This window comes from Opitutus sp. GAS368 (assembly GCF_900104925.1).
Classification (GTDB): Bacteria; Verrucomicrobiota; Verrucomicrobiia; order Opitutales; family Opitutaceae; genus Lacunisphaera.
This window is the reverse complement of record NZ_LT629735.1, coordinates 3,892,476-3,914,442: the sequence shown is the minus strand read 5'-3', so window position 1 is coordinate 3,914,442 and position 21,967 is coordinate 3,892,476. Positions and strand designations below refer to the sequence as shown.

Annotated in this window: 28 protein-coding genes; 19 read left to right on the top strand and 9 right to left on the bottom strand. The window is 66.7% G+C overall.

Annotation, left to right across the window (positions count from 1 at the left end):
* Positions 1-61 precede the first annotated feature (61 nt).
* Positions 62-1,405 carry a signal recognition particle protein gene (gene ffh, locus BLU29_RS16665; RefSeq protein WP_091060319.1) on the bottom strand — a complete coding sequence of 448 codons (1,344 nt, stop codon included), beginning with the start codon at positions 1,403-1,405 and terminating at the stop codon, positions 62-64.
* 191 nt (positions 1,406-1,596) lie between these two features.
* Between ffh and der the strand changes: the two genes are divergently transcribed.
* The 4 genes from der (at position 1,597) to BLU29_RS16645 (ending at position 5,790) form a co-directional block, all read left to right on the top strand.
* The gene (gene der / locus BLU29_RS16660) at positions 1,597-3,066 is read left to right on the top strand and encodes a ribosome biogenesis GTPase Der (RefSeq protein ID WP_091060317.1); all 1,470 of its coding nucleotides are present in this window, start codon (positions 1,597-1,599) and stop codon (positions 3,064-3,066) included.
* 116 nt (positions 3,067-3,182) lie between these two features.
* A complete protein-coding gene (fmt, locus tag BLU29_RS16655) occupies positions 3,183-4,178 on the top strand; it encodes a methionyl-tRNA formyltransferase (protein WP_231962259.1) in 996 nt (331 codons plus the stop codon).
* A gap of 116 nt (positions 4,179-4,294) precedes the next feature.
* Positions 4,295-4,867, top strand: a complete 573-nt coding sequence (locus BLU29_RS16650) for a LysM peptidoglycan-binding domain-containing protein (RefSeq protein WP_091061243.1) — start codon at positions 4,295-4,297, stop codon at positions 4,865-4,867.
* A gap of 2 nt (positions 4,868-4,869) precedes the next feature.
* Positions 4,870-5,790: a ParB/RepB/Spo0J family partition protein gene (locus BLU29_RS16645; RefSeq protein WP_091060313.1), complete on the top strand. Its 921-nt coding sequence runs from the start codon at positions 4,870-4,872 to the stop codon at positions 5,788-5,790.
* Between the two features lie 96 nt (positions 5,791-5,886).
* On the opposite strand, the gene BLU29_RS16640 is transcribed toward BLU29_RS16645, so the two are convergent.
* Complete coding sequence (locus BLU29_RS16640) at positions 5,887-6,435, bottom strand: hypothetical protein (protein WP_091060310.1); 549 nt, start codon at positions 6,433-6,435, stop codon at positions 5,887-5,889.
* Positions 6,436-6,659: 224 nt separating this feature from the next.
* Between BLU29_RS16640 and secG the strand changes: the two genes are divergently transcribed.
* From secG to BLU29_RS16615, 5 genes are all read left to right on the top strand, one after another.
* On the top strand, positions 6,660-7,028 hold the full coding sequence (secG, locus tag BLU29_RS16635; RefSeq protein WP_091060309.1) for a preprotein translocase subunit SecG: 369 nt from the start codon (positions 6,660-6,662) through the stop codon (positions 7,026-7,028).
* Between the two features lie 31 nt (positions 7,029-7,059).
* On the top strand, positions 7,060-7,878 hold the full coding sequence (locus BLU29_RS16630; RefSeq protein ID WP_091060306.1) for an outer membrane lipoprotein-sorting protein: 819 nt from the start codon (positions 7,060-7,062) through the stop codon (positions 7,876-7,878).
* 248 nt (positions 7,879-8,126) lie between these two features.
* Positions 8,127-8,489 carry a hypothetical protein gene (locus BLU29_RS16625; protein ID WP_091060304.1) on the top strand — a complete coding sequence of 121 codons (363 nt, stop codon included), beginning with the start codon at positions 8,127-8,129 and terminating at the stop codon, positions 8,487-8,489.
* A 154-nt stretch (positions 8,490-8,643) separates the two neighbouring features.
* A complete protein-coding gene (locus tag BLU29_RS16620) occupies positions 8,644-9,834 on the top strand; it encodes a pyridoxal phosphate-dependent aminotransferase (RefSeq protein WP_091060302.1) in 1,191 nt (396 codons plus the stop codon).
* 124 nt (positions 9,835-9,958) lie between these two features.
* A complete protein-coding gene (locus BLU29_RS16615; protein ID WP_197677738.1) occupies positions 9,959-10,750 on the top strand; it encodes a prolyl oligopeptidase family serine peptidase in 792 nt (263 codons plus the stop codon).
* A 54-nt stretch (positions 10,751-10,804) separates the two neighbouring features.
* On the opposite strand, the gene BLU29_RS16610 is transcribed toward BLU29_RS16615, so the two are convergent.
* Together BLU29_RS16610 and BLU29_RS16605 are read right to left on the bottom strand one after the other, a co-directional pair.
* Positions 10,805-12,094: a sigma-70 family RNA polymerase sigma factor gene (locus tag BLU29_RS16610; protein ID WP_091060298.1), complete on the bottom strand. Its 1,290-nt coding sequence runs from the start codon at positions 12,092-12,094 to the stop codon at positions 10,805-10,807.
* A 109-nt stretch (positions 12,095-12,203) separates the two neighbouring features.
* Positions 12,204-12,632 carry a YciI family protein gene (locus BLU29_RS16605; RefSeq protein WP_091060295.1) on the bottom strand — a complete coding sequence of 143 codons (429 nt, stop codon included), beginning with the start codon at positions 12,630-12,632 and terminating at the stop codon, positions 12,204-12,206.
* 343 nt (positions 12,633-12,975) lie between these two features.
* On the opposite strand from BLU29_RS16605, the gene BLU29_RS16600 reads away from it, so the two are divergent.
* The 7 genes from BLU29_RS16600 to BLU29_RS16570 all read left to right on the top strand — a co-directional run bounded on the left by BLU29_RS16600 (position 12,976) and on the right by BLU29_RS16570 (position 16,582).
* Positions 12,976-13,773: a DUF899 domain-containing protein gene (locus BLU29_RS16600; protein WP_091060294.1), complete on the top strand. Its 798-nt coding sequence runs from the start codon at positions 12,976-12,978 to the stop codon at positions 13,771-13,773.
* Positions 13,757-14,056, top strand: a complete 300-nt coding sequence (locus tag BLU29_RS16595; protein ID WP_157693953.1) for a hypothetical protein — start codon at positions 13,757-13,759, stop codon at positions 14,054-14,056. Before BLU29_RS16600 ends, BLU29_RS16595 begins: the two co-directional genes overlap by 17 nt.
* Complete coding sequence (locus BLU29_RS16590; RefSeq protein ID WP_091060290.1) at positions 14,053-14,532, top strand: SRPBCC family protein; 480 nt, start codon at positions 14,053-14,055, stop codon at positions 14,530-14,532. Before BLU29_RS16595 ends, BLU29_RS16590 begins: the two co-directional genes overlap by 4 nt.
* Before the next feature lie 25 nt (positions 14,533-14,557).
* A complete protein-coding gene (locus BLU29_RS16585) occupies positions 14,558-15,097 on the top strand; it encodes an SRPBCC family protein (RefSeq protein ID WP_091060287.1) in 540 nt (179 codons plus the stop codon).
* Between the two features lie 44 nt (positions 15,098-15,141).
* Positions 15,142-15,504 (top strand): DUF1428 domain-containing protein, encoded by a 363-nt coding sequence (locus BLU29_RS16580; protein ID WP_091060286.1) that lies wholly within the window; start codon positions 15,142-15,144, stop codon positions 15,502-15,504.
* A 4-nt stretch (positions 15,505-15,508) separates the two neighbouring features.
* Entirely contained in the window at positions 15,509-15,691 is a 183-nt protein-coding gene (locus BLU29_RS16575) for a hypothetical protein (RefSeq protein WP_091060283.1), read from the top strand.
* 111 nt (positions 15,692-15,802) lie between these two features.
* Positions 15,803-16,582: a ThuA domain-containing protein gene (locus tag BLU29_RS16570; protein WP_091061239.1), complete on the top strand. Its 780-nt coding sequence runs from the start codon at positions 15,803-15,805 to the stop codon at positions 16,580-16,582.
* Between the two features lie 61 nt (positions 16,583-16,643).
* Here the strand turns inward: BLU29_RS16570 and BLU29_RS16565 are convergent, their stop codons facing one another.
* Both BLU29_RS16565 and BLU29_RS16560 read right to left on the bottom strand, forming a co-directional pair.
* Positions 16,644-17,111 (bottom strand): YXWGXW repeat-containing protein, encoded by a 468-nt coding sequence (locus BLU29_RS16565; RefSeq protein WP_197677736.1) that lies wholly within the window; start codon positions 17,109-17,111, stop codon positions 16,644-16,646.
* Positions 17,112-17,182: 71 nt separating this feature from the next.
* On the bottom strand, positions 17,183-17,665 hold the full coding sequence (locus BLU29_RS16560; RefSeq protein WP_157693952.1) for a hypothetical protein: 483 nt from the start codon (positions 17,663-17,665) through the stop codon (positions 17,183-17,185).
* Positions 17,666-17,778: 113 nt separating this feature from the next.
* Here BLU29_RS16560 and BLU29_RS18215 point away from each other — a divergent pair, with 113 nt between their 5' ends.
* Together BLU29_RS18215 and BLU29_RS16555 are read left to right on the top strand one after the other, a co-directional pair.
* Positions 17,779-17,934 (top strand): hypothetical protein, encoded by a 156-nt coding sequence (locus tag BLU29_RS18215; protein WP_157693951.1) that lies wholly within the window; start codon positions 17,779-17,781, stop codon positions 17,932-17,934.
* A gap of 68 nt (positions 17,935-18,002) precedes the next feature.
* Entirely contained in the window at positions 18,003-18,152 is a 150-nt protein-coding gene (locus tag BLU29_RS16555) for an entericidin A/B family lipoprotein (RefSeq protein ID WP_157693950.1), read from the top strand.
* A 16-nt stretch (positions 18,153-18,168) separates the two neighbouring features.
* Here the strand turns inward: BLU29_RS16555 and BLU29_RS16550 are convergent, their stop codons facing one another.
* The gene (locus BLU29_RS16550; RefSeq protein WP_091060275.1) at positions 18,169-18,372 is read right to left on the bottom strand and encodes a hypothetical protein; all 204 of its coding nucleotides are present in this window, start codon (positions 18,370-18,372) and stop codon (positions 18,169-18,171) included.
* Positions 18,373-18,725: 353 nt separating this feature from the next.
* On the opposite strand from BLU29_RS16550, the gene BLU29_RS16545 reads away from it, so the two are divergent.
* Positions 18,726-19,802, top strand: coding sequence for an Atu2307/SP_0267 family LLM class monooxygenase (locus tag BLU29_RS16545; protein WP_091060273.1), 1,077 nt, complete (start codon positions 18,726-18,728; stop codon positions 19,800-19,802).
* Here the strand turns inward: BLU29_RS16545 and BLU29_RS16540 are convergent.
* Both BLU29_RS16540 and BLU29_RS16535 read right to left on the bottom strand, forming a co-directional pair.
* Positions 19,762-21,447: a coagulation factor 5/8 type domain-containing protein gene (locus tag BLU29_RS16540; protein ID WP_157693949.1), complete on the bottom strand. Its 1,686-nt coding sequence runs from the start codon at positions 21,445-21,447 to the stop codon at positions 19,762-19,764. The genes BLU29_RS16545 and BLU29_RS16540 overlap by 41 nt on opposite strands.
* Positions 21,448-21,612: 165 nt before the next feature.
* The gene (locus BLU29_RS16535; RefSeq protein WP_091060269.1) at positions 21,613-21,939 is read right to left on the bottom strand and encodes a zinc ribbon domain-containing protein YjdM; all 327 of its coding nucleotides are present in this window, start codon (positions 21,937-21,939) and stop codon (positions 21,613-21,615) included.
* Positions 21,940-21,967 lie beyond the last annotated feature (28 nt).

The window sequence follows — 21,967 nt, the reverse complement described above, 5'->3', positions numbered from 1 at the left end:
ATAGTCCCGCCTCCATGTTTAGATGTCTTGGGCTTACGGCTTAAAGCTTACCCCTTATCGCTTAAAACGGCATCCCGCCGCGGCCGCCCTTCATCTGTTCCATCTGGCGCATGAGCTTCTTCTGGTTCCCGCCCTTCATCATCTTCATGAGCTTCTGCATCTGCTCGAACTGCTTGATGAGCTGGTTGACCTCGAGCACCTTCACGCCGGCGCCCGCCGCGATGCGCATGCGCCGGCTGCCGTTGAGCAGGCCGGGCTTGCGGCGCTCCTGGATCGTCATCGACTGGATGATCGCCTCGGTGCGCTTCATCTGTCGCTCGGCGTCGTCGGGGAGCTGCACGCCGCTCATGCCGGGCATCATGCCCATGAGCGACTGCATCGAACCCATCTTCTTCACCTGCTGCATCTGCGCGAGGAAGTCCTCCAGGTTGAAGTCCGCCTTGCGCATCTTCTCCGCCATGCGCTCGGCCTCCTTTTCATCAATGTGCTCCTGCGCCTTCTCGACGAGCGACACGACGTCGCCCATGCCGAGGATGCGGGAGGCGAGGCGCTCCGGATAAAACGGCTCGAAGTCGGCCGTCTTCTCGCCGGTGCCGATGAACTTGATGGGCACGCCGGTGACCGCCTTGATGGACAGCGCCGCGCCGCCGCGGGCGTCGCCATCGAGCTTGGTGAGGATGAGGCCGGTCAGGCCGAGGGCGTCGTGGAAGGCCTTGGCGACATTGACGGCCTCCTGGCCGAGCGCGCCGTCGGCCACGAGCAGCACTTCGTCGGGCTGGATCTTCGCGTGGAGCTTTTTGACCTCCTCGATCAGGGTGGTGTCGATCTGCAGGCGGCCGGCGGTATCGAAGAGGATGACGTCGGCGTTCGCCGCGAGCGCGGTCTCGAGCCCGGCGGCGCCGATGGCGGGCACGTCCTTGGAATTGCGGTCAGCGTAGAAGCCGAGCTCCTCCTGCTTCGCGAGGATCTCGAGCTGGTCGATGGCGGCCGGGCGATAGACGTCGCACGCGACGACAAACGGCCGGGCGCCCTTTTTCTTGAGCAACTTGCCGAGCTTGGCGGTCGAGGTCGTCTTGCCGGAACCGTGGAGGCCGACCAGGAGAACCTTGAGCGGACGCTTCGCGGCGAGCTCGGTTGCGCCCTCGCCGAGGAGCTTCACCAGCTCGTCGTGGATGATCTTGACGACCTGCTGGCCGGGCGTGACGGACTTGAGGACCTGCTGGCCGGTGCACTCGGCCTGCACCCGGTCGATGAACTCGCGGGCGACCTTGAAATGCACGTCGGCGGCCAGCAGGGCGGCGCGCACTTCCTTGAGGGCGTCCGCCATGTTGGCCTCGGACAAGGAGCCGACTCCGCGCAGGTTGCGCAGGGCGCCGGTCAGTTTATCGGTCAGGCTTTCGAACATGGAACCCGGAACTGAAACCACTAATGGGCCCGAATAAACACTAATCTTGAGGGCGCCTTAAGGTGGAACCCGACCTCCGGGCGGGTTGGGCCGCGATCGTCCCGGAAAACCCGTCCGGAGGCCGGGTTCCACCTATGCCGTTAGGAATCTTCTTGCTGGCCAGTCGGGCTTCTCCCTTAGACCTTAGCGCTATGTCCCGCACCGTCGCCATCGTAGGCCGCCCCAACGTGGGCAAAAGCCGCCTGTTCAACCGGCTGGCCAAGAAGCGCATCTCCATCGTCCACGACATGCCGGGGGTCACCCGGGACGTCGTGACGGCGGAGGTGAAGGAGGGCGGTTACACCTTGCTCGACACCGGCGGCCTGGGCCTGACCGGCAGCGACACCCCGGCCCGCATCACGAAGGCCTCCGAGGAGCAGGTGCATTTCGCCATCGCGGCCGCGACCGTCATTCTCTTCACGATCGACGCCCGTGAGGGCGTCACCGCCCTGGACGAGCGCATCGCGCAGCTGCTCCGCAAGAGCCGGAAGCAGGTCCTGCTGGTCGCCAACAAGGCCGACAGCGGCCAGGAGAAGATCAAGGACATCTCCGAGTTTCACCGGTTGGGCTTCGGCGAGCCGTTCTACATTTCCGCCGAGCACGGCGTCGGCGAGGCCGAGCTGCGCGTGGCCATCTTGGCCAAGCTCGGGCCGGTGGCGGAGGAGACCGAACTCGACAAGGAGCGGCTCAGCATCGTGTTTGTCGGCCGGCCCAACGTCGGCAAGTCCTCCCTCAGCAACCGCCTGCTCAACAGCGACCGGCTCATCGTCAGCGACCAGCCCGGCACGACGCGCGACGCGGTGGAGCTCGATTTCGAATACAAGAGCCGCGAGGGAAAATCATGGCCGTTCCGCCTGATCGACACCGCGGGCATCCGCCCGGCGACCAAGCTTGCGTCGTCCGTCGAGTATTTCTCCCGCCTGCGCTCGCTCGAGGCCATCCACCACGCCCACGTCGTTTTCATGGTGGTCGACGCCGTGGACGGCATCACGCAGCAGGACCAGGCCATCGCCGGCGAGATCATCAAGGCCGCCAAGCCGATCGTCATCGTCGTCAACAAGTGGGACCTCGTGCACGAGCAGTTCCAGAAGCGCCTCGTCGAGAAGTTCGCCACCGAGCGCGAATACCGCGAGGACTACGAGAAGACGCTGTTCCAGAAACTGTTCTTCACGCCCGGCGCGCCGGTGATGTTCGTCTCGGCCCTCACCGGCCACGAGATCACCCGGATGCTGAAGTCGGCCCGCGCCCTCAACAAGCGCCTCGATACGAAGATCCCGACCGCCAAGCTCAACGCCGCCATCATCCAGCTGGCCGACCGCACGCCGCCGCACTCCACGTTCGGCGTCCGCTTCCGCATCTACTACGCCACGCAGACCGGCACGCGGCCGTTTCGCATCAAGATTTTCTGCAACCAGGAGCGCAGCCTGACCGAGTCCTACCGGCGCTACCTCGAGTCCTGTCTCGTCAAGGAATTCGACCTCGACGGCTGCCCGATCCACTTCGACCTCATCGGCAAGAAGAAACAGTCCGTCGCCGACCGCCTCGCCGCCAAGGGCCAGCGCCAGAATCTCGCCGCCGCGGAAGCGGGCGAGGACATCAACTCCTCATTGCTCGACGATTGAAACAAACTTATGGCGCAAGGCGGCAATCCTGTAGCGGCGGTCTGTGACCGCCGGAGGGCGTGAACGGCGGTCACAGACCGCCGCGACAGAAGAAATAACCCAATCGGAATTGAACCATGCTTAGGATCGTCTTCATGGGCTCGGATGCGATCGCGCGACCCGCGCTGGACTGGCTGGCGGGCGAGGGGAGCAAGGTCGGCCAGGTAGTCGCCGTCTTCACCCAACCCGATCGCGCCGCCGGGCGCGGCCAGAAGATCCAGCCCGGCGAAATCAAACTCTGGGCGCAGGCGCGCAACCTGCCGGTGCTGCAGCCGGAGAAATTCGGCGACGCCGAGTGCCGGCAACTCGCGGAGTTGAAGCCTGACCTCGCGCTCGTCATGGCTTATGGCCACATCCTGAAGCAAGGTGTGATCGACACGCCGCGTCTCGGCACACTGAACCTGCACACCTCGATCCTGCCGCAATACCGCGGCGCCTCGCCGATCCAGACAGCCACCGCCAGCGGTGACAAGGAAACCGGCGTCACGCTGATGCGGATGGTGCTGGCGCTCGACGCCGGCCCGGTGACGGACGTGGAGCGCGTGGCCATCGCGCCGCTCGACACTGCGGCCGAGGTTGAGACCAAACTCGCGCTGGCGTGCGTGCCGCTACTCGCACGCTGCCTGCCCAGGATTGCCGCAGGCGCGCAGTCCTTCACCGCCCAGGATGAGATCAAGGTGACTTTCTGCCGCAAGCTTGAGAAGACCGACGGTGTGCTCGATTTCACCCAGCCAGCCGCAGCGTTGGCGGCCCGGATCAATGGCCTGATGCCCTGGCCCGGTTGCACCGTGGAAATCAACGGCCAGGTGGTGAAGCTCGGCCTGGCCGATGCCCTGCCGGGCACGGGATCGGCCGGTGAGGTCAGCGGCGCCGATGCCGACGGCCTGCTGGTCGGCACCGGGCAGGGGATTCTGCGCCTGCGCAAACTGCAGCGTCCGGGCGGAAAGATGCTGCCGGCGGCGGAATTCCTGCGCGGTTGGCCGGTGGTGCCAGGCACCCGCCTGCCGTCGCACCCGATGCCGCCGCTGGTTGGCTCCGTCCCATTCCCGCGGCCCAGTGGTGGAGCGCGCTGACCCCTGCGCTTCAGGACGTTCGCTCGCAAACCAGCGCGTTGAGGGCAACGCGCTCCGCCTCGCCCCTTAGAGTCTAAGGCTTGTTTTTATCCGGCGAATTTCCCAGCCTCAGTGCCATGACCCGCCATTTCCTGCGCTACGGCGCCCTGTCGCTCTCCCTCCTCGGTTTCGCACACGGCCAGGTCGACGGCACCCGGATCGAAGTGGCCAACCTGCGGCAGGACGTCGCCCTGCTGAACCAGCGCGTGGGCGAGCTCACCATGGCGATCGAGCAGCTCACCCGGGAGAACGCCGCCCTGCAGGCCAAGGCCAGCCAGAGCTACGTCACCATCGAGCAGCTCAACAAGTCCGTCGCCGAAACCAACCGCGCCCTGCAGGCGGCGCTCGCGGACCAGAAGCGCGAGGTGCTGCAGCAGGTCGCCGGCCAGATCGAGCGCCTCGGCAAGCAAACCAACGCCGCGCTCGACGCGCTGGCGAAGAACCAGGCCACGCGGCCGGTCGTGCAGACGACGTTCAGCGAGGATTTCCCCAAGGAGGGCACCAACTACACCGTGGTGAGCGGCGATACCCTTTCCGGCATCGCGAAGAAGACCGGAGGCAAGCTGGCGGACATCCGCAACGCCAACAAGATTTCCGACGACACCAAGATCCGCGTCGGCCAGACCCTTTTCATCCCGCAGGGCAAATAATCATGGCTCCCCCGAAATCACGACTCGGCCGCGGGCTCGGCGCCCTCATCACCAGCGGCACCACGCTGCCCAAGACCGCCCCGGCCGTCCCGACGGCCGCAGCCCCCGCGGTGTCGCCGGCCCCGGCCTCCGACGGCCTGCCGGGTTATCGCGAGGTCGCCGTGCACCTGGTCGAGCCCAATCCCTACCAGCCGCGCAAGGAATTCGCCGACGAGGCGCTGGCCGAGCTCGTGGAGAGCATCCGGGCCGAGGGCCTGCTGCAGCCGATCGTCGTGCGCGCCGTGGGCGACAAGTTCCAGCTCATCGCCGGCGAGCGCCGCTGGCGCGCCTTCCAGCAGCTCAGGATCAAGAGCATCCCGGCCCGCGTGATGACGTCGAGCGACGCCTCCTCCGCCTCGCTGGCCCTGATCGAGAACCTGCAACGCGCCGACCTGAACCCGCTCGAGGAGGCGCACGGCTATGCCAGCCTCATCCGCGATTTCGACCTCACCCAGGACGCCGCCGCCCAGCGCGTCGGCAAGGGCCGCGCCACCGTCGCCAACTCCCTGCGCCTGCTCGGCCTCGAGCCGGAGCTGCAGGGCTACGTCGGCAAGGGTCTCCTCAGCGTCGGCCACGCCAAGGTGCTGCTCGGCGTCGAGGGTTCGGCCGAGCGCCTGCTGCTTGCGCGGCGCGCGCTCGAGCAGGGCCTGAGCGTCCGCGCGCTCGAGGAACTGCTGCGCCACAAGTCCGGCGGTCCCGGCAAAAAGCGCCGCATGCCCGGCGCGACCGCCACCGCGCTCGGCGACATCGAGAAGCGGCTGACCTCGCATCTCGGGGCGCGGACCACGCTCAAGCACTCGCCGAAGCGCGGCCGCATCATCATCGAGTATCAGGGCAACGAGGATCTCGCGCGCGTGCTCGAGAAGCTGGGCGTGACGCTGTAGGGCGTCTCGCGCTCTGTGCGGGGGGTAGGGGCCGTTGCCCTCAACGGTCCTCGGGCAAGGGCGGTTGAGGGCAACCGCCCCTACCGAATTGCCTCATCATTTCTTCGCCGGGAGGCCGGCGACCAGGCCGGTCTTGGCGACGGCGTCGTAGAGTTCGCGCAGCGCACTGTCCGCGGCGTTCTCGAGCGCATCCGCCGTCTCCAGCTGGCGGCCGAAGCCCCATCGGTTCCCGTGGACCCAAAGCATCGCGGTGCCGGTGGCCAGCCCGAGGCCCTTCTCGCCGGCGGCGGTCTTGAGAGTGGCAGTAAGGGTGCACTGGGCGTTGCCCATGCGGTCCACGCGCCACTCTGTCAGGTTGAGCTGCAGGCCGGGCACATCCTTGGCCCCGGCATCGAAGGCGGTGAGCTGCACCATTTCGCCCTTGTAGCCGCGCTGCCGGAAGACGTCTTTCAGGCGGTAGAACAGGGCCTCGGCGATATCATCGTCCAGAAACGGCCGCCAGGTGGGCGGCACGTTCACGAAGACCTGCAGGCCGGCCGGTTTGGCCGCGGCTGACTTGGTGTCAGCGGCCGGGGCGAGGGCGGCCAAGATGGCCAAGGCGGCGAACGCCACCGGGAAACGCAGGAAGGACAGGTAGGATTTCATACGGGGCAGGGGTCGGAGGCTGGGACTGACCGGCCCACCGTAACCACGGTTCCCACTGGTGCAAATGCCAGCTACGGTTTGCCTTGGGGTAGGGCGCGGACTCCGCTCCGCGCCGGGCATGAACGGCGGTGAAGGGACTCACCGCCCTACCGAGAGCAGGACACTACCCGCGCCAGAACTTTGGTTGACAAAGCCGGTCCGAATACGCTTCTTCTGCACCCTTTATGAGTCTCGTTATCGGTATCCTAACTTTCGTCCTGATCATCACTTCGCTCGTCCTGGTGTTCCTGGTCCTCATGCAGCGCGCCAAGACCGACGGCGGCATGGGCTCGGCCATGGGCGGCGGCGCCATGGAGTCGACCTTTGGCGCGGACACCAACAACGTCCTCAGCGGCGCGACCATCAAGGGCGCCATCGTTTTCTTCGTGATCAGCTTCGTCCTTTACCTGGCCCACATCTACCAGTCCAAGCACCGGGACGACGGCGACAACCGGCTGCCCACGATCGTGGCGCCCGCGAGCACCGCTCCCGCCGCGCCGATGCCGGCGCCGAAACCCGCAACCCCTGCGCCGGTTGAGCCCAAGAAGCCCTGACCTTTCAAGCCCGGCCCCCCGCCGGGCTTTCTTGTTTGCGCTCGTGCTGGCGGCGGTGCCGGGGCTGACCGCACAAGGCACCCGCTTCCGCCCGGCGCCCAACTACGTCGCCGGCGGTAAGGCCGACCAGACCGAGGGCGCGCGCATCCTCGGCGAATTCCGCGAGACCGGTATCACCGGCACCTACTGGCTGTCCTTCGAACTGCGCGTGATGCCGCGGCAGGGCGTCGAGCGCCTCCTCGAGGGCGAGCTGTTCGGCACGCCGGCCGAAGCGGGACCCCTGACCCGCCTCACCGTCGGAAGCGCCCGCTGGCTCATTCAGTCCGGGGCGAAACCGGCGGCGTGGACCCAGCCGGACAAGGGGACCGTGCACGAGACCACCATCGTGGAGACGCTGCAGCCGGTCGCGGGCACCGACTTCACGCTGTTCGACCTGCAGATGCCCTTCCTGCACTGGAGCGATTTTGTCTACGAGGGCCTCGCCAAGGTGCGCGGGCGCCCGGCACACCAGTTCGTGCTCTATCCGCCGGCCGACTTCGCCCAGGCCCGGCCCGATCTCAGCGGCGTGCGGGTGTTCCTCGACACCCAGTTCCAGGCGCTGGTGCAGGTCGAGCAGCTCGGTCCGGACGGCAAGCCCGCCAAAACCGTCACGTTGCTCGACCTGAAGAAGGTGGACGGGCAGTGGCTGGTGAAATCCATCGACCTGCGCAACCTCGGCACCCGCGACAAGACCCGCCTCACCTTCAAGGCCGCGGCCCTGAACCTGACGCTGCCGGCGGGCACGTTCGCGCCGGCGCAGCTGGCGGAACCGCCCCCCGCGGTGCCGCGCGCCAGCATCCAGGAACTTTGAGATGGAGCGCGTTGCCCCCAACGCGCTGATCGATCCCCACGGCGAGGTCGCCGTGGCGCCACTTGGAGCGCGGGCGACCCCGCCTGCGACAACGTCTTGAGGTCAAGCCGTTCCACCCTTAGGTAGTGGGTCAGTTGATGTAGGTCGGGCTTTATGCCCGACATACCACGCGACCTGTCGGGGATAAACCCCGACCTACAACACCGAAGAAACCAAACTGACCCACCACCCACCCTTACGACACCAGCATGGCCAGCAAAGCGTCCAAGCCTTTCCCGATCCAGATGGAGGTGGAGTTCCTCGACCGCCTGAGCGAGCCCGTGCGCGACGGCAAGGCGAAGTCCGTCAGCGACATCATCCGCACCGCGCTGGACCGCTACGATTTCACCGACGTGCTGGTCATGCACCCGGTGCAACTGCAGATCTCCGTGCGGCTGCCGGGCGAGATCCGGCGGCAGCTGAAGAAGACGGCCCGCAGCAAGCACACCAGCGTCGGCCACCTGGTCCGCGCCGCGGTGGAGGCCTACCTGCCGGAGCTGGAGGCCCTGCCGGTGCCGGCCGAACCGGTCGTGAAACCGAAGCCGCGAAAGAGGCGAAAGAAGAAGCGGTAAGATTGTGCAGGGCCGGTGCTAGTCGCCGGGCCGCGAATTACGCGCAAGCCGGTCCGCCGGCTAGCGGCGACCCTACATGGGGGAGCCTATGACAGCCCGCGCGGCAACGGCTGGCTTGCGTTCGGAAACACCGGGCCTTTAGTCCAGACCCCGAATGAGCACTCCGCATCCGCTGTCCGTTTGGGCCCGCAATGTCTCGCCGTCGCCGACTCTCGCGATCGACGCGAAAGCCAAGGCCATGCTGGCGGCGGGCGAGGACGTCTGCAGCTTCGCCGCGGGCGAGCCCGATTTCGACACGCCGCAATTCATCAAGGACGCCGCCATCGCCGCGCTGCAGGGCGGCAAGACCAAGTATGCGCCCACGCCCGGCATCGAGCCGCTGCGCCAGGCCATCGCCGACCGCTACGCCGCCGAATACGGCTACAAGATCGCCCCGTCGCAGGTCGTCGTCTCGCCGGGCGGCAAATATTCCTGCTACCTGGCCATCATGGCCACCTGCAACCCCGGCGACGAGGCCATCATCCCCGCGCCGTATTGGGTCAGCTACCCGGAGATGGTGAAGCTCGCCGGCGCCACGCCAAAATTCGTGCTCTGCAACGACCGGGCCGGCTTCAAGCTCACGCCGGCGCTGCTCGCGGCGGCGATCACGCCGAAGACCAAGCTGCTCATCCTCAACTCGCCTTCGAACCCCACCGGCGCCATCTACAACCGCGCGGAACTGGCGGCGCTCGCCGACGTCTGCGTGCAGCACAACCTCTATGTGCTGGCTGACGAGATGTATGAGCACCTCATCTACGACGGCCACCAGCCGGTGAACTTCGCCATGCTCGGCGCCGAGGTCGAGAAGCGGACCGTCACGGTCGCCGGTTTCTCCAAGACCTATTCGATGACCGGCTGGCGCCTGGGCACGCTCGTCGCGCCCGCACCGATCGCCAAGGCCTGCTCCGAACTGCAGAGCCAGATGTCTTCCAACGCCACGACCTTCGCCCAATACGGCGCGCTCGCCGCGCTCAAGGAGAAGGCCAAGGCCGACGCCGCCATCGAGGCGATGAAGACCGCCTTCGACCGCCGCCGGAAATACCTCCACGCCGAGCTGAACAAGATCCCCGGCATCACCTGCCTGCTGGCGGGCGGCGCGTTCTACCTTTTCCCCAACATCTCGAGCTTCGGCCTCAAGGACACCGAGTTCTGCGCCAAGCTGCTCGAGCAGGAGAAGGTCGCGGCCGTGCCCGGCTCGGCGTTCGGCGCCGAGGGCTACCTGCGGCTCAGCTACGCCACCTCCGACGAGATCATTCGCAAGGGGATCGAGCGGCTGCGGCGGTTCTGCGCCGGGCTGAAGAAGTGAGGTAGGGCGGCGAGTCCCTTCGCCGCCTTTCCGGCGCGGAACGGAGTCCGCGCCTTACCGCACCTGCCTCCCACGGCCGGGTTCCACCCTTGAAACCACCGCGGCGGTGGTTCGTCATCTCATCATGTGTTTCCGGTTCCTGGGCCTTGCTTTGCTTCTCCTCGCCGGCCGGCTGCCGGCCGCCAACCAACTCGAGCGCCACACCTGGATCGTGGACGGCGTGACCCGCGAGGCGCTCCTGTCCATCCCCACGAAGATCCCCGCCGACGGCGCCCCGCTGGTGTTCGCGTTCCACGGCCACGGCGGCTCGATGGCGCAGGCGTCGCATAGCTTTCCCATTCACGAGAAATGGCCGGAGGCGATCGTGGTTTACCCGCAGGGTCTGCCCACCGCCGGCCGGCTGACCGACCGGGCCGGCACCGAGGCAGGCTGGCAGGCCATGGCCGGCGCCCAGGGTGACCGCGACCTGAAATTCTTCGATGTCATGCTCGCCGACCTGAAGCAGCGCTACCGCGTGGACGCGAAGCGCATCTACGCGACGGGTCATTCCAACGGCGGCGGCTTCACCTACCTGCTCTGGGCGGAGCGGGGCGATGTGTTCGCGGCCCTAGCCCCGTCATCCGCGCTGCTGGCGCGCGGCTTCCTGAAGTTCAAGCCCAAGCCCGTGCTGCACATTGGCAGTCCCCAGGACGAACTGGTGAAGTTCGCCTGGCAGCAGCGCATGCTCGACTACGTGCTCAAGCTGGACGGCTGCGGGCCATTAAAACCCGACGCGATGGGCTACACGGCGTATCCTGCCAGCGGCGGCAACGACGTGGCGGTCTACCTGCACACCGGGGGGCACCGTTACCCGAGCGACGTCGCGCCCGAGCTGATTGTGAAGTTCTTCCAGGCCCATCCCGGACCGGGGAGCTGAGGCTCAGTGCCGGAACTGCTAGACAGGGAGTATTCCATGGGGTGAGGAGGGATTTCAGGCGGAAAGGGAAGTGTCGTCCTCGGCCGAGCGTTCCAGCATGCGGGCGAGGTAGGCCTGTTCGGGGCCGACGTGCGCGAGGGCGAGGGCCCGGCGGAAACTCGCCGCGGCGGCCCGCTCGTCCTTCAGGCGCCAGTGGAGTTCGCCGGCCACGGCGTGCAGCAGGTAATGCGATTCGAGCCGGTCGCGGTCGGTGATCGCCGCGAGCGCGTCGAGCCCGGCCTGCGGCCCCTGCAGGTGGGCGACAACCACCGCGCGGTTCAGCGCCACGATCGGCGAGGCCTTGAGCCGGTAAAGCTCGTCGTAATGCCGCAGGATGCGCGCCCAGTCGGTCGAGGCGTAATCGGCCGCCGTGCAGTGGATGGCGGCGATGCCGGCCTGCAGGTGGTATTCGCTCAGTTCCGCGCCCTCGGCGGCGGCGACCAGGTGCAGCAGGCCCTGCTCGATCAGCGTGCGATCCCACTTGGAACGGTCCTGGTCGTGCAGGCGGAGCAGGGCGCCGTGCTCGTCGAGCCGGGAGGGGAAGCGGGCCGCCGTCAGCAGCATGAGCGCCAGCAGGGCGTGGGCGCGGGGCGTCCGGCCGGCCGGGTGGGCGAGCAGCAGCGAGGCCAGGCGGATGGCCTCGTGGCTCAGTTCCTCGCGGAGCAGGCGGTCGCCGGACGAGGCCTTGTAGCCCTCATTGAACAGCAGGTAGAGCGCGGCGAGCACGCCGTCGAGCCGGGGCGCGAGGTCCTCGCCCTCGGGGATCTCGAAGCCGATGCCGGCCTCGTGGATGCGCTGCTTCGTGCGCGTCAGCTGCTTTTCGATCGCCGCCTCGCTGCTGAGGAAGGCGCGCGCGATCTCCGACGTGCCGAAGCCGCACAGCACCTTGAGCGCGAGGACGACCTGCGCGTCGGGGGCGACCGACGGATGGCAGCAAACGAACATCAGGCGCAGTGCGTCGTCGCGGATCTCGTGGGCCGTCTCCCAGGCGATGGCCGGCGAGGCGATCGTCTGCTCGTGGTGGGTGATGATGGCCGGCTCCTTCGCGGCGGACATGCGCTGGCGGCGCAGGTGGTCCTTGGCCAGGTTCATGGCCACCTGCGTGATCCAGGCGGAGGGATTGGGCGGCACGCCGCCCATCGACCAGGTGCGCAGGGCTCGCAGCATGGCTTCCTGCGCGACGTCCTCGGCCAGCGCCAGGTTGTGCACGCCGAGCAGGCGGAGGAGCGCGCCGTGCAGGCGGCCGGTCTCATGCCGGAAGAAATGCTCGACCAGCTGCGCGGTGGTGGTGGGTTCCGAAGTCATCTGTTCAGGCTGAGTCTCTCAAATTGTAGGAGCCTGCTTGCAGGCGATTCAGGGCTTAAGCCATCGGTGGAAATCCAAGGTCGCCTGCAAGCAGGCTCCTACAGAAATATCATCGATGCCTCATCACTTCCCGAGCGTCGCCGGGCATAGTGTTCACCCCGAGGTGGCAGGTGGGTGTCACCTGCCGCACCTCGATGATCAGGCCGTAGGCCAGGCCAGGGTGGCGCCGCGCGATTTCGGTGGCCTCATCGAGGCTGCCTACCACCAGTTTCACGTAGCCGCCGATGGCCTCCTTGGCCTCGGGGAACGGGCCGTCGATCACGCGCCCGCCGCCGGGCCCGGAAACAATGCGGGTCTCCAGTTCGAGCGGCTGGCCCTCGATGGCCTTGCCCTCGGTGACGAGCCCTTCGAACCAGGCGTTCCAGCGCGTGACCAGCTGCTGGCGCTGGTCGGGCGTGAGGTGCTGGTGGGTTTCCGGGCCGGAATTCCGGAAGAACAGCATGTAGGGGGCGGGTGGGGACGTCGGGTTGGTCGGCATGGGATGGCGGGTTGAAGTGGGCTGTCACTGCTACAACGAACGAAGGCGGCCCCACCGGACACGGCGGGGGAAATTGCGGGATTGGTCGTGGATTTTCACCGCTCGGTGCGGAAATGACCGGCTTGGGTCGAACCCGGATTGCCGGGCAGGCACCATCAAACAAGCCTACGGCGCGAAAAACTTCAACCCCGCTGTCCGGAACCGGCGGGGCCGTTCGTTGAGCCTAGGAACACCCGCTCCATGCTGTCCGCCGTCCTCATCCTCGCCCTGCTTACCGCCCTCGTGGCGACCGAGCCCGCCGCCGGCGGCCGCGAGCGCGGCGACCGAGCCTGACCGTTTCCCCATGTCAACCATCGCTCCCAACCCACCCAAGATCGTCTCCCGTTCCGAATGGCTCAAGGCCCGCCTCGAGCTGCTCGCCCGGGAAAAGGAACTCACCAGCATGCGCGACCGCCTCAACACGGCGCGCCGCGAGCTGCCCATGGTCCGCATCGAGCAGCCCTACCGGTTCGACAGTCCCGAAGGTCCCCGGACGCTGGCCGACCTCTTTGCCGGCCGGCCCCAGCTAATCGTCCACCACTTCATGTGGCGCTGGGAGAAAGGGGAGCCACTGGACGAGCCCTGCCGGGGCTGCTCTGGCTGGGTCGACGAACTCGCCCGCGGCCACTTCAATGTCCTGCGCGCGCGCAACACGAGTCTCGTCCTCGTCTCCCGTGCGCCCCTCGCGAAGATCCTGCCCTTCAAGCGGCGCATGGGCTGGACGGTGCCCTGGTATTCCTCCTCCGGCAGCTCGTTCAATTACGACTTCAACACCACGATCGACGCCTCGGTCGCGCCCGTGGTTTATAATTACCGCGGCCCGGAGGAGCATGCCAGGGCCGGCACCGGGTATTACCTCCAGGGCGAACAGCCCTTCGACCTGCCCGGGCTGAGCTGCTTCCTGCGCCAGGGCGACGAGGTCTTCCACACGTATTCCACCTACGCGCGCGGCGGCGAGTCCACCGGCGGATCCTACTACCTCCTCGACCTGACGGCGCTCGGCCGGCAGGAGGACTGGGAGGAGCCCAAGGGGCGCACCCCCGGCATGGGTCTGCCGCCCCGGCCGGACCTCAACCCCTTCCCGGATGAATATGCCGGCTGAGACTGCCCCCTTCCGCCACCGGACCCGTTGGCTGGCCGCCGGCATCACGGCCCTGCTGCTGCCGAAGTGCCTGCTCTGTGTCGCCGGCTACATCGCACTGGCCGGCGGTTTCGCCGCCGTCGTGCCGGAGTTGTGCGGCGGATCGGCGGCACCGTCGAATGGCGCTGCCGTGGCCACCGCCGCACTCGGTCTCGTGGCCGGCGCCTTGCTGCTGGCCTGCGCCTGGCGACGCGCGACATCCACCCGCACAGCGGAGAAAACCCATTCGGCCGAACGGCCATGAAAACCACCGCCCCAGTCCCGCCTGTTTCCGGGCTCGAACTCTCGCTGTCCCGTGTCATCGCCGCTCCGCCGGCCCGCGTGTACCAGGCATGGACCACGCAGCTCCCGCAGTGGTGGGGGCCGCACGGCATGACGACGCCTTTCTGCGTGATGGAGCTCCGCACCGGCGGCAGTTTTCGCACGATCATGCGGGCGCCCGACGGCACCGAATACCCGACCCGCGGCGTCTTCCTCGAGGTTGTGCCGAACGAGCGCATCGTCTTCACCGACGCCTTCGATTCCGGTTGGGCGCCGAACCCCGGCGCCTTCTTCACCGCCATCACGACCTTCGAGGCATTGCCCGGCGGCAAAATGAAATACACCGCCCGGGCGCTGCACTGGACGGTGGAGAACCGCGAAAGGCATGAAAAGATGGGTTTCCATCAAGGCTGGGGCGAAAGTGTGGACCGGCTTGTCAGCCTCGTAACGGCCGCTTAAAGCAATCCACGAACCCACGCCCCCAATGATCAAGAAAATCCTGCTCCTCCTCGTGGCGATCATCGCCGTCATCCTCGTTGTCGCCGCTTTCCAGCCCGCCGAGTTCCGCATCACGCGGAGCGTTACCATCGCCGCGCCGGCCGCCGTGATTTTTCCCGAGGTCAATGATTTCCACCGCTGGGCCGCCTGGTCGCCCTGGGAGAAGCTGGACCCGGCGATGAAGCGCACCTTCGAAGGCCCGGCGGCCGGCGTGGGAGCCGCGTATGCCTGGGAAGGCAACAGCGACGTGGGCGCCGGCAAGATGACGATCGCTGAAAGCCGGCCCGCCGAGGTGATCCGGATCAAGCTGGAGTTCTTCAAGCCCATGCCCGGGCTTTGCCCGACCGAATTCACCTTCCGGCCGGAAGGCGCCGGCACGAATGTCACCTGGACCATGTCCGGCACGAAAAACTATGGGTCTAAGGTGTTCTGCCTGTTCATGAACATGGACAAGATGGTCGGCGGCGACTTCGAGAAGGGCCTGGCCACGCTCAAGACCAACTCGGAAGCCGCCGCCAAGAAATAACCCGCCCCGTCGGTCTCCCTCCGCCACCTCAACTCCCGCCCCCCATGCCCAACTACGTCGATGGCTATGTCCTGCCCGTGCCGAAGAAAAACCTGAAGGCCTACCAACGCATCGCGCGGCTGACCGCCAAGGTCTGGAAGGACCAGGGTGCGCTGGCCTACCGCGAGACCGCCGGCGACGACCTCCAGACCAAATGGGGTGTGCCCTTCGCCAAGCGGATGAAGCTCAAGCGGGGCGAGACCGTGGTCTTCGCCTACATCGAATTCAAATCCCGCGCGCACCGCGACAAGGTGAACGCCGCGGTGATGAAGGACCCGCGCATGGCCGCCATGTGCGACCCAAAGGACATGCCGTTCGACTGCCAGCGCGTGGTTTACGCCGGCTTCAAGGTCTTGGTCGCCCGCTGACCACATGCCGGTTTCCTGCGACGACCCCGTCCTGGCCAAGCTCGCCGCCCTGCGCGCCGAGCTGATCGAGCAGGCTTACGCGCTGGAACGCCAGGGCCGGCTCGATGCCGCCGACGTGGCGGTCGCGGCGTCGGCCCGTGTCGCCGAGGTCTGCGCGGAACTCACGCCGGTGAATTCGGCCGGCTGAAAAGGATTGGAGCGCGCGGCTTCCCGGCGTTTGCTCGCCCTCATGCTGCCGCCGACCGCGTTATCCCGGATCTGGAAAATCATCGCCGGCGTGTTCCTTGGCCTGGGGTGGATGAGCGGGGCGGCGACGGACGGCGCACCCGCCTTCAAGGTCATCGCGTTCTACACCGGCAAAAGCGACCTCGCACACATCAGTTTCGTCCACGAGGCCAACCGCTGGTTTCCCACGATGGCGGCGAAACACCACTTCAGCTACGAGGCGACGGACGACTGGGGCAAACTCAACGCCAGCTTCCTCGCCGGCTACCGGGTCGTGCTCTTCCTCGACACCCGGCCGGAGGATCCGGCGCAGCGGGCGGCCTTCCGCGACTACATGGAGCACGGCGGCGCGTGGCTGGGTTTTCATTTTGCGGCGTTTGCGCTGACGCCCTCCGCTTTCCCGCAGAACTGGGACTGGTATCACGACCAGTTCCTCGGCTCCGGCCAATACGTGAGCAACACCTGGCGGCCCACGTCCGCCGTGCTGCGGGTGGTGACACCCGGGCATCCGGCGACCCGGGGCCTGCCGGCTACCTTCGCGTCAGCGCCCAACGAATGGTATCGCTGGGAAAAAGACCTGCGCACCAATCCTTCCATCCAAATCCTGCTGGCCATCGATGCGGCCAGTTTCCCGCTCGGCACCGGGCCCAAGCCGCACGAAATCTGGCACGAGGGCTACTACCCGGTGGCATGGACCAACCGGAACTACCGGATGATCTACGTGAACATGGGCCACAACGACATGGACTACGAACACCGGACGAACCGCGAACTCTCCTCCACCTTCGCCAGCGAAGCCCAAAGCAAGTTCATCCTCCAGGCCCTGCTTTGGCTGGGCGGCCGCACCCCCTGAAAACAAAGCGGCCCCTCCGGGAAGAAGGGGCCGCAGCGGTTATTGAAATGAGGGTATCGGATCAGTTCCAGTAGCCTTCGTAGAACCGGTAGTTGCTGCCGTTCCGCTCCCAGCGCGGGGCGACCCAGGCTGAGCCCGAACTCGGGGGCATTTCCCAGTGTCCGGCCATCCACTCATAGCGGTCGTTGCGCCACGTCCAGTAGCCGGCGAGCCAGACGTGCTGGGACGACGGTTGGGCCAGCACGACTTCCTCCTGCATGGCCGGCGGGGCCTGGGTGATGACGGTGGTGCTCACGACCGGGGCCGAGGCGACATAGGCGGTGTTGCCCACGACCACGGTGGCCGGAGCCGAAGTGGTGGTGGTCGTCGTCGTGACGGCGCGGGTGTTCGGCGGGGGCGGAGGCGGAGCAGAGACCACATGGGAATCGGGTTCGGAAGCGCAGCCCGCGAAGACGAAGCCGAGGGCGAGGAACGGAACGGACCAGCCGGCGCTTTGCGCGGCAGGCGGGAGGACCGGGAGGTGGGACATGTTTTTGTTCATGAGGGGAAGCATAGCGGCGCCGACGCCGTGCTGCTATGGGGCCTTGTAGGCAGCGAGGCTCAAATGGTCGTGCTGGCCTTGACCCTGGCGCAGGCTGCCTGCGCCCGCAGCCAAGCCTGTCCGACCCGCTCCCGATCCTGGGCCCAGCTTTCGGAGGTGGCCTTGGCGACAATCTCACCGGTGCCGGTGAGATACGACCGGGCATTGCCCACTTCCTTCATCGCGAAATCCCAGTCCTTGGTGTCGGCATCGCCCTTCATGGCGGCCCGGTGGGCGGACAACTCGCTGATCTGCTCATCGAGCCGGGCCTGCAACCGCTTGAAGCCGGCGAAAAACGCGGCGCGCGAATCATAACTGAGATCCTTGATCTCGCGCCAGCGGGCATCGGCGACGGGAACACCGGTGACCGGCGCCGCGGGCAACTCCTTGGCCGGCGGCAACGGCGCAGCGGCGACTTTTTCATTCTCGGCACAACCCGCGTTGGACAGGAGGGAGAGGCCCATGGCCACCGTGACATGGCGTAGACAAACAATGGTTTTCACCGGGCCAGCATAGCGGCGGAAGGGCGGAGTGCCTATGGGGTGTAGTGCTAGCGCCCCGCAACCTACGTGGAACACCCCATCGTCGCGCCGGGCCGGAATGCTTAGTATCGGTCATGGCTCATCTCTTTCTCGCCCTCTTCCTCATTGTCTTCGGCCTGAACATCCTGATCGGACTGTCGATTCCACTCTGGATCGCCGGCGCGCTCGCGGTGATTGCCGGCGTCTTGCTGGTGCTGGAACGTTTCCGCGTCCGCGTTGACCGGAAATAACGGGCCCACTGACGGCCTGCCTTGAACACCCCATGGTGGCCGGTGACCGCAGCGGCTATCTTGCTCCCATGAATTCTGCCATCGGCCGCTTCGCCATTCTCTGCCTCATGCTGACCGTCGCCCTGATCGCCCTGGCGACTTCCGGCTGCCAGACTTCGAAGGGTTTCGGCAAGGATGTCGAGAAGCTCGGCGACAAGATCCAGGAGAAATCCAAGTAAGGCGCCGTCGACCGGCTCAGCTGCGCCGGTTCTGCGCGGTCGTGAGCTGCTCCCTCAGGGCGCTCTCGTCATTGCGCGAGGCGCGCTTCAGTTTCTTGTTCCGCGTCTCGGCCTCGGCGACTTGGCGCGTGAGATCGGTGTTTGTTGCGGTCAGCTTGGCCAGCGATTCGTTGGCCGCGGCCAGGAGTTGCTCCAGTTCGAGAATGCGCGCGGTGTGCATGACCCACAGGTGCGCAGAAAATCTCCAATAGCGACAACCATCGCACCATTCGCGCTGAAGGCGACGGCCACCTGCGCCTAACCGCTTGTCAGGGAACACGGCCCGAACTGTCCCGGCGGGGTTAAATAAAGATCCCCGAAGCAAGCTCCGGAGCATTGCTCGAACCACCCGCGGGCGGGGTCGCCCGCTCTCCAGTTATTCGTGCTGGAGCCACGGCGACCTCGCCGCGGAATCTCAAGACCAAGTCGGAGCAAGCTCCGGGGGATTGGACCCATCGCGAATAAAACCGCCCGCCCGGCAACGCGGACCCGGCCGGCGCTGGATAAAGTCCGTTATCTGGCTATATGGGACCGATGCAAATCGGCGTAGACAGTTTTGTGGCCACCGCGAAGAGCGGGCCGGTCGGCGATGCCGCCCGCGTCCGGGAATTGCTCGAGCAAATCGAGCTGGCCGACCGCGTCGGCCTCGATGTCTTCGGCATCGGCGAGCACCACCGGGCGGACTACGTCTCCTCGGCCCCCGCCGTGCTGATGGCCGCGGCCGCCGCGCGCACGAAAAACATCCGGCTGGCCAGCGCCGTGACCGTCCTCAGCTCGGACGACCCGGTGCGCATCTATCAGCAGTTCGCCACCGTGGACCTCATTTCACAAGGTCGCGCCGAGATCATCGTCGGCCGCGGCTCGTTCATCGAGTCCTACCCGCTGTTCGGCTTCGACCTCGACAACTACGACGAGCTGTTTTCGGAAAAACTGGAGCTGCTGCTCAGGATCCGGGAGCAGACCAACGTTTCGTGGTCCGGCAAGCACCGCGCGCCGCTCACCGGGCAGGGCGTCTACCCGCGGGCACTGCAAAGCCCGCTGCCGGTATGGATCGGGGTCGGGGGCACGCCGCAGTCGGCGATCCGCGCCGGCCGGCTGGGCCTGCCGCTGATGGTCGCCATCATCGGCGGCCAGGCGAAAAGCTTCCGGCCGCTCATCGACCTTTACCGCGAGGCTGGCGCCAAGGCGGGCCACGCCGCGGACAAACTGACGGTCGGCGTCCATGGCATCGGATTTCTCGCCGACACCACCGCGGAGGCGCAGGAGATTTTCTGGCCCGCCTACCGCGACGCCTTCGGGAAGATCGGCAAGGAACGGGGCTGGCCGCCGCCCACCCGGCCGCAGTTTGACGCGGTCGCGAGTCCGCACGGTGCGCTGCTGGTGGGGGACGGTGACGCGGTCGCCGCCAAGATCCTCGCCGAGCATGAGGCGTTGGGCGGGTTTGTGCGCAAGACCATCCTGCTCGACAACCGCGTGCTGACCCACCGCCAGATCATGCGCGCCATCGAGCTGCTCGGCACCGTGGTCGCGCCGGTCGTCCGGCAGGCGACCACGACGGCCGCCCCCGGGCCTAGGGTTGATTCTCGTCGAGGCGCGCCATCTTCCGCGTGATGACGGCGTCGCCGCGGCCGTTGACAATATGGTTGATGCCGCTCGTGGTCTGCGCGCCAAGGCGCAGGGTGACCAGATGGTGGAGTTTCACGCCCGGCACGTCCGGCGCCTCGATGGCGTTGTCCAGGAAGACGTTTGGCTCGTGGAAAACCGAATACACCCCGAGGCCCCAGGCCTCGTGTGTGGTCACGCCAGCGCCGACCTTGTAGGAGGCGTAGCCGCGGGTGCTTCCGTTCATCCAGGCGGCCTGGCGCGGTGGGTCGTAGGGCAGCTCGGACTGGTAGAAGTAAACGCGGCCGCCCTCGCCATTCCAAAGCGTCTGGTATTCCTGCGTGTGCTCGACAAAGAGCCCGTAGAACGTGACGTCGCGGCCGTTCACGATCAGGCCGTGGGCGTTGCGGTTGCCGTTCCAGCTCGCGCCGGTGCCGTGGTCGGCGCGCCAGAGCCAGAAATTGTCGCCCACGACATCCGCGCTCTCGATGGTGACGAAGCAGGAGCAAACGCCCGTGGTCGCGCCGCCCGCGCGGCAGAAGATGTCGTAAAGAAACACCGGGTTCGCCGCGTGGCGTGAGTGGTGCGACGCATCGCCCGCCTGCAGCAGGGTGGGCGAGTTGACCGGGCCGGCCTCCATGAGCAGGCCGCCCACCTTCACGCCATCGACATCGGCGATGGTGACGGCGGGCGAGCCCCGGTCCGGCACCAGCGTCGGAAAACCGAGACCGAGCACCACGGTATCCGGCCGGTTCACTTCGATGGCCGCCTCGAGGTGGTAGATGCCCGGGGTCAGCAGCAGGTTCTGGCCGGCCTGCAGCGCGGCGTTGATGCTGGCGGCATTGTCGCGGTCCGCGTGGGCGAGATAAAAGCGGTCCAGCGGCAGCACGGTCCCGGGAGTCGGTCCGTTCGCCCACGTGATGCCCTTGGTGCCTTTGGCGACGAGGTCCGGCACAAACACGGAATAATTACCGGCCCCGTCGATAAACAGGTAGGGCTTCTCGCGGCTGATGGGCGTTTCGTCGACGACCGTATAGGCCGGCTCCGGCCAGCGACCGGCCGGGGGGCGGGCCACGCCGACAAAGACCATGTTCCAGCTGCTGCCGGTCCATTCGCTCCACTCGCTGTTGCGCGAGAGCCATTGTTGCTGCGTGCCGGAGTTGATCCGGCCGTCGATCTTGCTGTCCGCCAGGAATCCGCCGCTGGCCCAGCCGCCGGCCCAGAGGTTGACGTCGCCCCGGATGTGCACCCGGCGCAGCATCGTGCCCTGCGATACGGCCCAGACGTCCACCTTGTCCGTCAGCGCCGGGATCACGGCGAGGTTCTCGGCGCCGCGCCAGAAATTGCAGGTTGCGTTGTGATTGCGCATCCACGCCGCCATGGAGCGGACGGCGCCGGTGATCTGCACGTCGTCCGGCGAGCGTCCCAGGCCGACGGCCTGCATGTAGAAGCCCATCTGCACATCGAGCTGATATTGTCCCGGTTTGAAGAGATAGGCCACGCGGCCGGGACCGAACTGGCTGCTTTCCTGCCGGGCGAAGACGGCATCGATGCGCTGCTGAATGTCCGGCATGGCCGGGTCAAAGATCAGGACGTTCGGCCCGAAGTCAGGTGCGGCAACGGCGTCGTGTGCCGGGAGAAAAAACAGGGACACCAGCCAAAGCGGGAGAAAGCGCGGTCGGGACCAACCGGTGGAGCATTGCATCGACCCAAGGATAAACCGGCCTTCCCGGGGCATATCTAGCCGGAAATGCCGGTTGGCGCCCGATGTGCACAGATAGTTATGCACCTGCCGGGCCCGCCGGCGTCGGCCGGGCGTTCAGGCTTTCTTCACGAAGCAGGCCTTGAGGGCCAGCGGCATGCCCTCGACCTTGCAGGCGATCTCGTGGTCACCGTCCTGCAGGCGGATGTTCCTGGCCTTGGTGCCGGCCTTGAGCACCTGCGCGCCGCTGCCGAGTTTCAGGTCCTTGATCAGCGCGACCGTGTCACCGTCGGCCAGCGGATTGCCGTTGGCGTCCTTGACGACCCGCGCGGCCTCGGGCGCCGCTTCCTTGGGCCACTCGTGGCCGCAGGTGGCGCACTCCCAGTGTTCGGCATGGCTCAGCACATCGTCGAGGGAACAGAGCGGGCAGGCGGGATTGGGCATGTGATTGGAAGCTTAAGTGGTAAGCGCA

What these genes read in the sequence shown, in the direction of transcription:
- ffh (WP_091060319.1), bottom strand. Translation starts at nt 1,405, where the DNA reads ATGTTCGAAAGCCTGACCGATAAACTGACCGGCGCCCTGCGCAACCTG.
- der (WP_091060317.1), top strand. Translation starts at nt 1,597, where the DNA reads ATGTCCCGCACCGTCGCCATCGTAGGCCGCCCCAACGTGGGCAAAAGC.
- fmt (WP_231962259.1), top strand. Translation starts at nt 3,183, where the DNA reads ATGCTTAGGATCGTCTTCATGGGCTCGGATGCGATCGCGCGACCCGCG.
- BLU29_RS16650 (WP_091061243.1), top strand. Translation starts at nt 4,295, where the DNA reads ATGACCCGCCATTTCCTGCGCTACGGCGCCCTGTCGCTCTCCCTCCTC.
- BLU29_RS16645 (WP_091060313.1), top strand. Translation starts at nt 4,870, where the DNA reads ATGGCTCCCCCGAAATCACGACTCGGCCGCGGGCTCGGCGCCCTCATC.
- BLU29_RS16640 (WP_091060310.1), bottom strand. Translation starts at nt 6,435, where the DNA reads ATGAAATCCTACCTGTCCTTCCTGCGTTTCCCGGTGGCGTTCGCCGCC.
- secG (WP_091060309.1), top strand. Translation starts at nt 6,660, where the DNA reads ATGAGTCTCGTTATCGGTATCCTAACTTTCGTCCTGATCATCACTTCG.
- BLU29_RS16625 (WP_091060304.1), top strand. Translation starts at nt 8,127, where the DNA reads ATGGCCAGCAAAGCGTCCAAGCCTTTCCCGATCCAGATGGAGGTGGAG.
- BLU29_RS16620 (WP_091060302.1), top strand. Translation starts at nt 8,644, where the DNA reads ATGAGCACTCCGCATCCGCTGTCCGTTTGGGCCCGCAATGTCTCGCCG.
- BLU29_RS16615 (WP_197677738.1), top strand. Translation starts at nt 9,959, where the DNA reads ATGTGTTTCCGGTTCCTGGGCCTTGCTTTGCTTCTCCTCGCCGGCCGG.
- BLU29_RS16610 (WP_091060298.1), bottom strand. Translation starts at nt 12,094, where the DNA reads ATGACTTCGGAACCCACCACCACCGCGCAGCTGGTCGAGCATTTCTTC.
- BLU29_RS16605 (WP_091060295.1), bottom strand. Translation starts at nt 12,632, where the DNA reads ATGCCGACCAACCCGACGTCCCCACCCGCCCCCTACATGCTGTTCTTC.
- BLU29_RS16600 (WP_091060294.1), top strand. Translation starts at nt 12,976, where the DNA reads ATGTCAACCATCGCTCCCAACCCACCCAAGATCGTCTCCCGTTCCGAA.
- BLU29_RS16595 (WP_157693953.1), top strand. Translation starts at nt 13,757, where the DNA reads ATGAATATGCCGGCTGAGACTGCCCCCTTCCGCCACCGGACCCGTTGG.
- BLU29_RS16590 (WP_091060290.1), top strand. Translation starts at nt 14,053, where the DNA reads ATGAAAACCACCGCCCCAGTCCCGCCTGTTTCCGGGCTCGAACTCTCG.
- BLU29_RS16585 (WP_091060287.1), top strand. Translation starts at nt 14,558, where the DNA reads ATGATCAAGAAAATCCTGCTCCTCCTCGTGGCGATCATCGCCGTCATC.
- BLU29_RS16580 (WP_091060286.1), top strand. Translation starts at nt 15,142, where the DNA reads ATGCCCAACTACGTCGATGGCTATGTCCTGCCCGTGCCGAAGAAAAAC.
- BLU29_RS16575 (WP_091060283.1), top strand. Translation starts at nt 15,509, where the DNA reads ATGCCGGTTTCCTGCGACGACCCCGTCCTGGCCAAGCTCGCCGCCCTG.
- BLU29_RS16570 (WP_091061239.1), top strand. Translation starts at nt 15,803, where the DNA reads ATGAGCGGGGCGGCGACGGACGGCGCACCCGCCTTCAAGGTCATCGCG.
- BLU29_RS16565 (WP_197677736.1), bottom strand. Translation starts at nt 17,111, where the DNA reads ATGTCCCACCTCCCGGTCCTCCCGCCTGCCGCGCAAAGCGCCGGCTGG.
- BLU29_RS18215 (WP_157693951.1), top strand. Translation starts at nt 17,779, where the DNA reads ATGGCTCATCTCTTTCTCGCCCTCTTCCTCATTGTCTTCGGCCTGAAC.
- BLU29_RS16555 (WP_157693950.1), top strand. Translation starts at nt 18,003, where the DNA reads ATGAATTCTGCCATCGGCCGCTTCGCCATTCTCTGCCTCATGCTGACC.
- BLU29_RS16550 (WP_091060275.1), bottom strand. Translation starts at nt 18,372, where the DNA reads ATGCACACCGCGCGCATTCTCGAACTGGAGCAACTCCTGGCCGCGGCC.
- BLU29_RS16545 (WP_091060273.1), top strand. Translation starts at nt 18,726, where the DNA reads ATGCAAATCGGCGTAGACAGTTTTGTGGCCACCGCGAAGAGCGGGCCG.
- BLU29_RS16535 (WP_091060269.1), bottom strand. Translation starts at nt 21,939, where the DNA reads ATGCCCAATCCCGCCTGCCCGCTCTGTTCCCTCGACGATGTGCTGAGC.